Consider the following 11,128-nt stretch of genomic DNA (forward strand, 5'->3'; position numbering starts at 1 on the left):
CTCGGAACCCTCATTGTGAGGCTCTTGAGGTGTCTAGGAAAGTCGGGGCGATTCACCTTTCCCGACGACAGCGTCGTCAACTGATTGAGGCCGCGCGGAACTGAACCCGTCGACCATCACGCACAATCGATACATCACGGAACACGGACACATGCTCGATTACTTCCTGAGTTCAGACTGGGCCATCATCGCCACCGAATTGCTGGCGGGATTCATCGTGATCTCACTGATCCTCGCCATCCTGGTCTGGCGGGGGCAGCGACGGCATACCGGGGCCGCCGAACGTCTGCTGGACGATCGCGCCCCGATCATGCGCGCCTCCGAGGAGATGCTCGACCGCCAGATCCAGCGCACGTGGCCCGAACTGACGATCGATGACGAGCAGCGCGAGAGCTATGCCGAACGCAGCCTCGATGCCGTCGAGGCGATGGTCGAGCCCTGGCTTGAACCCAAACGATACGAGCTGGCGGCAGTCGCCCGGCGTTTCCTGCAGGTGCGGCAGGCCGACCTGGACCAGTTGTTGACCCTGGCCCGTGCCCAGGCCGAACAAAGCGAGGGTGACGATCCACGGCTCGCCGAGCTCGAAAAAGACATCGAGGAACTGCGCGACCAACGTGACCGACAGGCCAAGCATCTCGCGGAGAGCCTGGAAACGGTCAATGTCATGGTGCGGGAGTACGGCCGCAAGTTTGACTACAACAACGAGCCGCGTGTCGCCACGGTGCTCAAGGCCATCGTCATGGTCCAGGAGATGGATGCCGGGGCGGATTGCGAAACCGCCAAGAGCCGTGCCGACGAGGTGTTCACCGAGGATCTGGTTGCCACCCCGTCGACGCCTGCAGAGGAGAGCGAACCATCTCCCGCTGCGGGCGAGGACAGTCCGGCTGCCACGGGGGCCCAACCGGTCGAGGAAACCGATACGGACGCCGACACCCCTGATCTCTCTGCTGAAGACGAGATGGCCGCCGCCATGGCAGCCGAGGGCGTTTCGAACGAGAAGACCGAGGCGATGGAGGCCGCGTCGAGGGAACGTGAAGAGCAAGCCACCGCCGAGGCACAGGCCACCACCGGGACGGACACGGCAGACGACGCCGAAACGGATGAGCGGACCGCGGAACAAACCACCGACGAGCTAACTGACGTCCAAGCCGAGGAGCAAGGTATCGACTCCACGGCAGAGCCGGACAACACGGTCGCGAATAGCGACGACCTGGATGAACTGATCGAGTCGGCCGCCAAAACACAACCCGGAGCTCAACCCGAGCCCCCCGAGTCGCAACGCATCGACGGGCCCACTCGGGCCGACGAGGCGGAAACGACCGGTCCAGACGAGGAAGTCGCCCAACCCTCGGGTGAAGGCCAACCAGGCGAGAAGGAAACGTCCCCTTCCTCCATCGACGGTGAGGACCAGGAGATTGCCAGCGCCCGGCCGGATGAGCCGCAAGTCCCGGGCGAAACCTCGGCGTCACCCGAAGAGACCGAATCGCGGCAAGACGAAAGGTGCGATGATGGGCAAGAAGAAGGTGAGAACGGCGTGATCGATCTCGATGATGTCGAGATCCCCAAGGAAGACGAAAACGACAAGGACGACGGCAAGGATCAAGAATTTGATCTCGACGACATCGACGCCCTCCTCGACGCCGAGATTGCCCGCAAACACGGCAAGGGCAACGATTAATCATCCCAAAACCCCGGAGATTGTCCGGGGTCGTGATGTTCAGGTTTTGGCGTCGCCGCCTTAGAGCGACTTCTCGAGAAGTACCAGTCGTTGCACTCGTAGCCCTCGCTCAGGCGCTTTTGCGCCTCCCCGGTGGTATGCGGCGGCATGATCTCCATGTCACATGGCTTACACGCCTCGGCCTTGTCAACACCATGGAGAACTCCTATCGATCGGTGACACACTCCGGCTCCACCACCAGACGAATACCCGTCTCGTCTTCTACCCGGTCACGCACCGACTCGGCAAAACGGAGAAATTCCGCGCCGCTCGCCCCACCGTGGTGCTCGAGCACCAAGGCATGCCGTGATGACACGGCTACCGCTCCCTCGCGACGACCCTTCAGGCCCGCCGTTTCGATCAACCACCCAGCGGGGATCTTCACCCCACCCGGGGCATCGAAACGCGGCATGTCCGGCCAGCGCCGCGACAAGCGCGCGGCCACTTCCGGCGCCACGACCGGGTTGTGAAAGAAACTGCCGGCACTGCCGGGCCACCCACCGCGCCAGTCGGGCAGCTTGGCCAGGCGAACCGTGGTGATCACATCCGCGTACTCCGCCGGTGACATCGCCGAGCGCGCCCGGCCGGTCCGTGCACTCCAGTCGGCCACGGCCTTGTCCACCCCCGGATAGGCCACGGGCGGCCAGTCAGCCGGTGGCGTTGCCGACAGGCGCAGCCCGACCCTCAGGATCAGCCAGCGGTCCGGTTCGCGCTTGAAGCGACTGCTGCGATAGGAAAAGTCACAGGCGTTACGAGCGAATCGTTCGATACGTCGTTCCCGACGATCCCACACCTCGACCCAACGCGTCCGGTCGGCGATTTCCGTTCCGTACGCCCCGACGTTCTGCATCGGGGCCGCACCGACCGTGCCGGGTATTTCGGCAAGCGCCTCCAGTCCGAACCAGCCACGCCCGGCAGTGGCCCGCACAAGCGCGTCCAATCCCATGCCCGCCTCTACGGACAACTCGATCGCGCCGGCATCCGTGGGCACGGCCGACCAATCGGTCGCGGTGATGATCGCGGCTTTAGCGATTCGTGGCGTGGCGAAGACAACGTTCGAGCCGCCGGCGGCGACCCGGGTGTCGGGATCGGCCAGCCAGCCGGCCACCTGGGGAGTGGCCAGTGTGGCCTCGGAGACGTCATTGAGCACGAGCATGCGCTCGGCCTTGGCCGGCAACCGAAGGGTGTTCGGCAGGGAGGCATCGTCGACCCATTCAAAGGCCGGCCGTTCGGCAGCACCCGTCTGTGTCTCGGTCCCCATGCTGGTCGATTTCATGGGCGTTCGGGTGTGACCTCGACGCCTTCCGGGCTGGACGACGGCTCTTCCGGCAGCTCGATCGGCGCCTTGCCTTGCGTGATGACCTGGATGATCGATTCCACCACGATCTCCGGCTGGTTCATCGGCGGATGATCGACGTTGATCAACTTCTGCCGCGAGCGCCGTGTGGTGATCACGCCCTCATGCTTGGCCTCGCCATCACGACAGACGCAGACCCCGGGGATGCCGAGTGCGGCCGCGAGCCAGCCGCAACGATTGTTCCCGACCAGCACGTAACGGCTCTGCGTCAGCCGGCGTTGCCATTCCTCCATGTCGGCGGGGGGATGGGCCGAGACATCATCCAGGCTCACCCCGGTTTCGCCGAGACGGCGTCGGATCAACTCGATGCCCGCGTCGTCAAAAGGCAGCCCGCGGGTGTCGACCAACAGGTCGGTGACCACCGGCTCGGCCTCGATCGACAGCCCGTAATCCGGGTTGAGATCGTGCAGCGAATACTCCAGTACCGCGGCGAACAGCACGCGCACAGCCTGCACCCGATGCAGGTCATCCGGCACCGGGTATTGTGAATCGTAGGGTTGCCGTCTCGGCAGTCGCCCTTTGGTCGGTCGGGCGATACCCACTGAGGTGGCGGGGACGCGCTTTGCCATCGCCAGGGTTTCGGGGCGACCGAACGGGTCGATCACGTACTCGACCTGCTCCAGTTGCGGGTGCGCGCGCAAGGTGTCTTTCCAGGCACGACTAGCCCGCCAGCCCGCCGGCGTCCAGCCCGATGCGAGCAACACCGTACCGTCGAACACCACGACCTCGTCGACATCCGGGTGACGGCGGAACCAGCCGGCCGCCTCTGGGCCGGTAATCACGCTGAACTTGAGTCCCGGCCGGGCGCGGACCGCATCGGTCAGGGCGGGAAAGGTAGGGATGACCTCGTCCGGGAGGTCAGGGGCGACAATCGCAATACGCATGCACTCGGGCGTCCTGACGAGAATGGGCGGGTTTTCGGTGGTACGGCACCGGAATCTGGCAACGTCGCTGCATGCTAAACTGCCGCGCCCTGAATAACCAATCGTCAGCAATGCCGCCTCCGGGGCGGGCCCTCCGGGGCACCGACTACCGGTCCGACAACCCTCATTTCAAGACAGCGCTCTCGCATGGACAAACAACGCCGGATTCTCGTCACCTCTGCCCTGCCCTACGCCAACGGTCCGTTACACCTCGGGCATATCATCGAGACGATCCAGACCGACATCTGGGTGCGTGCACAGAAGCTGTTCGGCAACGAGTGCCGCTACGTCTGTGCCGATGACACCCACGGCACGCCGATCATGCTGCGCGCCAAGCAGGAAGGCATGACGCCCGAGGAACTGATCGCCAAGATCCACCAGCTGCACGAGGCGGATTTCCAGGGATTCGGCATCGGTTTCGACAATTTCGGCAGCACGCATACCGACGACAACCGCAAGATGGCCGAGGAAATCTTCGGCAAGCTGGATGCCGCCGGCCTGATCAGTCGCAAGACCATCAAGCAGGCCTTTGACGAGACCGAACAGATGTTCCTCCCGGACCGGTTCATCAAGGGCACCTGCCCGAAGTGCGGGGCGGATGATCAGTATGGCGACAACTGCGAGGCCTGCGGCGCGACCTACTCGCCTACCGAGCTGAAGCACCCGAAGTCGGTACTCTCTGGGACCACCCCGGTCGAGCGCGACTCCGAGCACTACTTCTTCGACCTGCCCAAGATCGGCGACCGGCTCAAGGCCTGGCTCGACGACGCGCAAGTCCAGCCCTCCATCAAGGCCAAGCTCAACGAGTGGTTCGAATCCGGCCTGCAATCCTGGGATATCTCGCGCGACGCCCCCTACTTCGGCTTCGAGATCCCGGGCGCCCCGGGCAAGTTCTTCTACGTCTGGCTGGACGCACCGATCGGCTACATCGGCTCGTTCATCGAACTGGCGCGCCGCGAGGGCTTGGACTTCGACCAATTCTGGGGCAAAGATGCCGACACCGAGCTGGTGCACTTCATCGGCAAGGACATCGCCTACTTCCACACCCTGTTCTGGCCGGCGACCCTGATGGGCGCAGGCATGCGCACCCCAGATGCGATCCACGCCCACGGCTTTCTCACCCTGAACGGCGAGAAGATGAGCAAGTCACGTGGCACCTTCATCAAGGCCAAGACCTACCTCGAACACCTCGACCCAGAGGCCCTGCGCTACTATTTCGCCGCCAAGCTCGGTTCGGGCATCGACGACATTGACCTCAACCTCGAGGACTTCCGCTACCGCGTCAATGCGGATCTGGTCGGCAAGGTGGTCAATATCGCCAGCCGCTGCGCGGGCTTTATCAAGAAGCATTTTGACGGCCGGCTGGCTGCGGAACTGGAGCGCCCGGAACTCCACCGCGAGATGACGCAGGCCGCCGCCGGCATCGCCCAGCGCTACGAGCGCCGCGAATACTCGGCGGCGATGCGCGAGATCATGGCGCTGGCCGACCGGGCCAACCAGTACATCGACGAGCGCAAGCCCTGGGTGCTTGCCAAGGACGAAGCCACCCGTGCCGAAGTCCAGTCGATCTGCACCGATGGGATCAATGCCTTCGCCGTGCTGATGACCTACCTCTCGCCGGTGCTGCCCAAGCTTTCCGCCAAGGCGGCCGACTTCCTCAATGTGGAGGCATTGACCTGGCAGGGACTGAACGAGCCGCTGCTCGATCACCCGGTCAACAAGTTCAAGCCCATGATGCAGCGGATCGAGGAATCCTCGCTCGAGGCACTGCTCGAGGCGGCCAAGCAGGACGCGGCCGACGAGGCCAAGACCAAGGCCGGTGAAAACGCCACGAAGGAGAAGGTCGAGAAGCGCGAGATCGAGCCGATCGCCGAGACCGTCGACATCAATCAATTCATGAGCGTCGATCTGCGTATTGCGAAGATTCTCGAGGCCGACCACGTCGAGGGGGCCGACAAGCTGCTGCGCCTGTCGCTGGATATTGGCGAGGACAAGCCCCGTCAGGTGTTCGCCGGCATCAAGGCCGCCTACGATCCCGCCTCGCTGGTCGGGCGGCATACCGTGATGGTGGCCAACCTGGCCCCGCGCAAGATGAAGTTCGGTGTCTCAGAAGGCATGGTGCTGGCCGCAGGTTCCGGCGGCTCAGACCTGCACATCTTGGCGCCCGACGAAGGTGCCACGCCGGGCACCCGCGTGAAGTAACGCGGATGACAAGGTAACGAGTTCGTGACGCCGACCCCGAATTGTGTATAATGCGTCTCGCGGGATGGAGCAGTCCGGTAGCTCGTCGGGCTCATAACCCGAAGGTCGCAGGTTCGAATCCTGCTCCCGCAACCAGATTCTAAAAAGCCCCGGGGCCTGGCCTCGGGGCTTTTTTCATGCCCAGTGCATTACGCCAGATTCGTGCGGGGTTTCCCTTGGGAAGGTCTGCACGAATGGCATACCGCTCTGCGCGCCTTGAGCCGGGCAGATGCACGGCGCTCGTCCGCCGCGGAAGAGTCATTCTCTTTCCAAGGACGAAACCGGATCGGCAGAACGCCGATCCGGCCGGCGCGAGCCGGCCCGAAGGGCGAGGTCCAAGGACGGACCTCGCGACGCAGCAGATGTCCGGCTCAAGGCGCGCCCAGCGGGGCTTAGCGAGTCGCCCGTGCTCCGCGTTGCGCTGTCTTGACGTGGCCACCGGCACGCCGGTGACGCCGCGCCTGGATCACGAACGACTCGCCGAGCCAGAGTGATATCACATTCGTGCAGACCTTCCCTTGACAGCATTGCGGGGCTGCGTACAATGCGCGCCATACCAGACGCGGGATGGAGCAGTCCGGTAGCTCGTCGGGCTCATAACCCGAAGGTCGCAGGTTCGAATCCTGCTCCCGCAACCAGATCGAAAAAGCCCCGGGGCATCGCCCTCGGGGCTTTTTGTTTGTGCCGTGTCAGGCCACCCGTGCCCGCCGCCGCTGGGCCACCCCGAGCACGCTCGCCGTCAGGGCGGGCAGGAACGTCAGGGTCACGATGGTCGCGCCCAGCAGACCAAACATCACAATCGCCCCGACCCCGCGATAGAGCTCGGTCCCCTCCCCCGGGATCAGCACCAGCGGCGAGAGCCCGCTGATGGTGGTCAGGGTGGTCATCACGATCGGGCGCAATCGCACCGCGACGGCGTCCATCACCACCTGAACCGCATCACGCCCCTCGGCGAAGCTCCGCCGCGCCTGCTCGACCAGCAGGATGGGGTTGTTGACCACCGTGCCCATCAGGATGAGAAAGCCGAGCATGGTGATCATGTCGAACGGCTGACTGATGGCCTTCACACCGATCAACGGAAGCAGGCCGCCCACCAGGTTCATCAACGCCAGCCCGGCAATCCCGCCGGCGATACCTAGCGGAATGGCGGTCATGATCAGCAACGGGTAGCGCCAGTGCGTGAAGATCGCCACCAGTAACAGGTAGATGATCGCCAGAGCGATGACAAAGTTGCCGGAAAGGGCCTCGCGGGTGGCATTGAGCTGGTCGGAGGCCCCGGAGATTGACAGGCTGACACCCGCTGGGATCTCGCCCGCGTCACGCATCTCGCCAACCAGTTCCTCGCGCACTTGCTCAACCCCGGCTTCCAGGGCCACGGACTCCGGCGGGATGATGTCCAGGGTCACCATCCGCTTGCCATCCACCCGTCGAACGATGCTCGTATCCACCCGGGTGTCGATGCGAGCCACCGATGACAGCGGCAGGCTCGCTCCCTGCGGACTTTTCAGCAGGATCTCGTCGAGTCGAGCCAGGCGCGGATCACGCCCGCCCGCCCCGTAGAGATAGATGTCGATCTTGTCGTCGTCGAGGAAGAAGTCGTCGACGTAGGCGCCCTCGGTGAGCGCGGAGACCGAAAAACCGATCGCGTCCATGCTCAACCCCAGTTCTGCTGCCCGGTCCCAGTCGGGGCGGATCTCGACCAGCGGCTGGGCGAGTTCCAGTGTCGACGGTCGCGTCTGAATGCGGGGGTTGTCGAAGATGACTTCGGCCCGTTCATACGCACGATTCGCGACCTCGTAGATATCGGCCAGATCGGATCCGGCGATATCCAGCGAGATGCTGCGGGTGCCGCCATCGTTGCTCGAGATGATCGATCCCTTGGCCGCAAATGCCCGCATCCCCGGGTACTGCTCGTAGAACCGGGTGATCTCGTCCATCAACGGTCCGATGTGATCGGGATCAATCGTCTCCGAGATCACCCGGATCTGAGTGGGCTGGACCTGCATCACCAGGTTCCGGATCGGCGGTACCGGTGTGTCGCCGCGCTCGAAAGCACCGGGGTCGGCGTCCACCGCCGGCAGCAGGTGCGCCTCGACCTCCTCCGCAATACGGGCCATCTCGTCGAGGTTGTAGCCCGGCGGGGCGTTCATGACCGCGAAAGTCTTGGGTTCCTCCCCCTCGGGAAGATATGCCGCCGGCGGGGTGAGAAACACCACGATCGAGACACTGCCTGCCAGCATCACGGCCATGGTCAACCAGCGGCGTGGCCGTGACCCGATCATCCCCTTCACCCCGGTCTCGACCGCACGCGCCCAACCGGGCGTCCGGTCGCCCTCCCGCCCCGAGCGCCCGAAATCAAGATGCGCACTTAGGGTGGGGATCAGCATGACCGCCACCAGCATCGAGGCAACGATCGCCGCGGCGATCGCAATGGCCACGTCCGAGTACAACTGACCCGCTTCTTCCTGGATAAACAGGATCGGCAGGAAGACCAATACCGTGGTCGCCGTCGAGGCCAGCACCGCCGGCCAGACTTCCCGCACTCCCTCGACCGCGGATTCCAGTCGGGCCATGCCGCGCCGACGCAAGCGCTCGATGTTCTCGAGCACCACGATACTGTTGTCGACGGTCATGCCGATGGCGAAGGCGACACCGGCGAGCGAAATCACGTTGATTGTCCGCCCGGTTATCAGCAGCCCGAGGAACGCGGCGATGGCACACAATGGAATCCCGATCACACCGACCAGGGTCGCGCGGGTCGACCTCAGGAACAGGAACATCACCAGGGTGGCGAACGCCGCACCCAGTCCCAGGTTGGTCCAGACGTTCTTGACCGAGGCCTGCACGTAGCGTGCGTCGTCGGTGTTGAGTTCCAGGACCATCCCGGCCGGCTCGAGCACCTCCTCGTTGATGCGCTCGACCTCCTCGATCATCGCGTACTTGATATCGATGACGTTCGAGCCACTCTCGCGCCGTACCTGCAACCCGATGACCTTCTGACCATTGGTGAAGGCCAGCGAACGCTGACGCGAGCCGCCCTGCTCGACCTCGGCCACGTCGCCCAGGCGGATCACCGCATCGCCACGCCGGGTGATCACCAGTTGCTCCAGCTCCTCGGCACTGGCAAAACGGCCCACCGTGCGCAACAGATACCGTCGTTTGCCCGCATCCACCTCCCCGCCGGAAATGTCCTGGTTGCGCGCGCGGATGGCATCACGCAGATCGATCAGGGTCAGTCCCCGTCGCGCAAGCTGCCGTTCGTCGACGTGAATCTGCATCTGCCGCTCGGCGCCGCCACGCATGGTGATCTCCGAGACCCCAGGCACGCTTTCCATGCGCGGCCGGACCTCGTCATAGACGAAGTCACGCATCAGATCGATGTCCAGACCGCGCGGGTTATCCGGCAACGTCGCGACCCGGAAGTACATGAAGGCATTGGAGGAAAACGAGGTGGCCGCGATGCGCGGCTCGTCGACATTACGCGGGTAATCGGGCACCTGGCTCAGGGCATTGTTGACCTCGATCAGCGCCTCGGTGATGTCGGTGCCGAAGGGAAACTCCAGCTCGATCTCCGCCGCATCACTGGTGGCGGTGGCATTGAGTTCCGCCAAGCCCGGGATGTTGCGCAGGTACCGTTCCTGCTCGATCAGGATGTCCTTCTCGATGTCCTGTGGCGTCGCGCCCGGCCAGCGGGTTTCGACGGTGATGGTGCGGACATCGAGATCCGGGATCATCTGCACGGGAATCCGCAAAGCGGCGACCGCCCCGAGAATGGCCATGATCAAGGTGACGACGGTGACCAGGGTGCCGTGACGGACAACCGCAGCGAACATCAGTCGGCCTCCCCCTCGGCATCGCGGTCATCGATGCGCACTTCCATGCCCGCTTCCAGCACCTCGTTACCCCGCACGATCACTTGGGCGCCCGCATCAAGCCCCTTGGTCACGACCACGCGGTCATCGAAGCCCTCGGCCAGTTCGACCTGCCGCTCGGCCACCGTCCGCTCGGCGTCGGCGTCGAGCACCCACACGGTGGTACGCCCGTCCGGATAGCGCTGCACGGCATCCCGTGCGACGGTCAGGCCCTCACGGCCGGTCGGCAACCGCAGGCGTCCTTCCACTGCCATGCCGGGCAGCAATGCCATGGTCTCGGTCACTTGTCCCCGCAGCAGGAAAGTCCGCGAGGTCGGGTCGGTGACCGGCACCACGGTGGCGATCTCGGCAGACCGCCAGTCCATGGACGAGCCATCGACGCGATATTCGAGCATCGCATTCTCACCGAGCAGCGGGTAATACCGCTGAGGAACGGGGTAATCGAGGCGCAGCTCTTCTCGATCGACCAGATTGACCAATGCCTCTCCCGGGTCGACCCATTCACCCCGTTCGGCGTGCCGTTCGGTCACCACGCCTTCGAACGGGGCAACCAGGCGATGCCGATCCAGCCGCGCCCGACCGCTTTCGAGATTTGCGGTCAGCCGTGCCACCCGGGCCTCCGTCTGCCGAACCGCACTGGCCCGGGCCTGAACCTCGGTCTCGGGGATATTGCGACCGGCCCCGACCGATCTCGCCTCCTCAAGACGCCGAGCCGCTTCCTGACGAGCCGCGACCGCCTCACGCCGCTCGGCCTCGAGGCTCGTCACGGACAAACGCTCCAATTCGTCATCCAGTTCGAACAGTGGCGTACCGGCCGTGACCCGGTCACCGGTTTCGACCAGGACGGCATCGACCAATCCGGCGATTTCCACCGACAGCGCCGCCGTGTGAAGGCTGCTGACCGTGCCATCAAGTGACACCAACTCGATGATCTCGGTCGGCTCGGCTGTTTCGGTCACCACGCGGGGACCCTCGGCCGCCACGGCGAAGCCGGACGCAAACACCACACTCGCCATGA

6 protein-coding genes and 2 tRNA genes are annotated in these 11,128 nt (G+C 64.3%); 4 read left to right on the forward strand and 4 right to left on the reverse strand.

Features of this window, described 5'->3' with window-relative positions; genetic code table 11:
* Positions 1-151 precede the first annotated feature (151 nt).
* Positions 152-1,678, forward strand: coding sequence for a hypothetical protein (locus D5687_RS06425; RefSeq protein WP_125198952.1), 1,527 nt, complete (start codon positions 152-154; stop codon positions 1,676-1,678).
* A gap of 205 nt (positions 1,679-1,883) precedes the next feature.
* Here the strand turns inward: D5687_RS06425 and D5687_RS06430 are convergent, their stop codons facing one another.
* Positions 1,884-2,993: an FAD-binding protein gene (locus D5687_RS06430; protein WP_125198953.1), complete on the reverse strand. Its 1,110-nt coding sequence runs from the start codon at positions 2,991-2,993 to the stop codon at positions 1,884-1,886.
* Positions 2,990-3,958: a glycosyltransferase family 9 protein gene (locus tag D5687_RS06435; RefSeq protein ID WP_125198954.1), complete on the reverse strand. Its 969-nt coding sequence runs from the start codon at positions 3,956-3,958 to the stop codon at positions 2,990-2,992. Before D5687_RS06435 ends, D5687_RS06430 begins: the two co-directional genes overlap by 4 nt.
* A 186-nt stretch (positions 3,959-4,144) precedes the next feature.
* Between D5687_RS06435 and metG the strand changes: the two genes are divergently transcribed.
* The 3 genes from metG to D5687_RS06450 all read left to right on the forward strand — a co-directional run bounded on the left by metG (position 4,145) and on the right by D5687_RS06450 (position 6,876).
* The gene (gene metG, locus D5687_RS06440) at positions 4,145-6,199 is read left to right on the forward strand and encodes a methionine--tRNA ligase (RefSeq protein WP_125198955.1); all 2,055 of its coding nucleotides are present in this window, start codon (positions 4,145-4,147) and stop codon (positions 6,197-6,199) included.
* A 58-nt stretch (positions 6,200-6,257) separates the two neighbouring features.
* Positions 6,258-6,334: transfer RNA gene (locus D5687_RS06445), tRNA-Met, on the forward strand.
* A 465-nt stretch (positions 6,335-6,799) separates the two neighbouring features.
* Positions 6,800-6,876 (forward strand) — tRNA-Met (locus tag D5687_RS06450).
* A 51-nt stretch (positions 6,877-6,927) separates the two neighbouring features.
* Here D5687_RS06450 and D5687_RS06455 read toward each other — a convergent pair.
* Positions 6,928-10,071 (reverse strand): efflux RND transporter permease subunit, encoded by a 3,144-nt coding sequence (locus D5687_RS06455; protein ID WP_125198956.1) that lies wholly within the window; start codon positions 10,069-10,071, stop codon positions 6,928-6,930.
* Complete coding sequence (locus D5687_RS06460; RefSeq protein ID WP_158611786.1) at positions 10,071-11,072, reverse strand: efflux RND transporter periplasmic adaptor subunit; 1,002 nt, start codon at positions 11,070-11,072, stop codon at positions 10,071-10,073. Before D5687_RS06460 ends, D5687_RS06455 begins: the two co-directional genes overlap by 1 nt.
* Between the last annotated feature and the right edge of the window lie 56 nt (positions 11,073-11,128).

This window comes from Guyparkeria sp. SCN-R1 (assembly GCF_003932495.1).
Lineage (GTDB): Bacteria > Pseudomonadota > Gammaproteobacteria > Halothiobacillales > Halothiobacillaceae > Guyparkeria.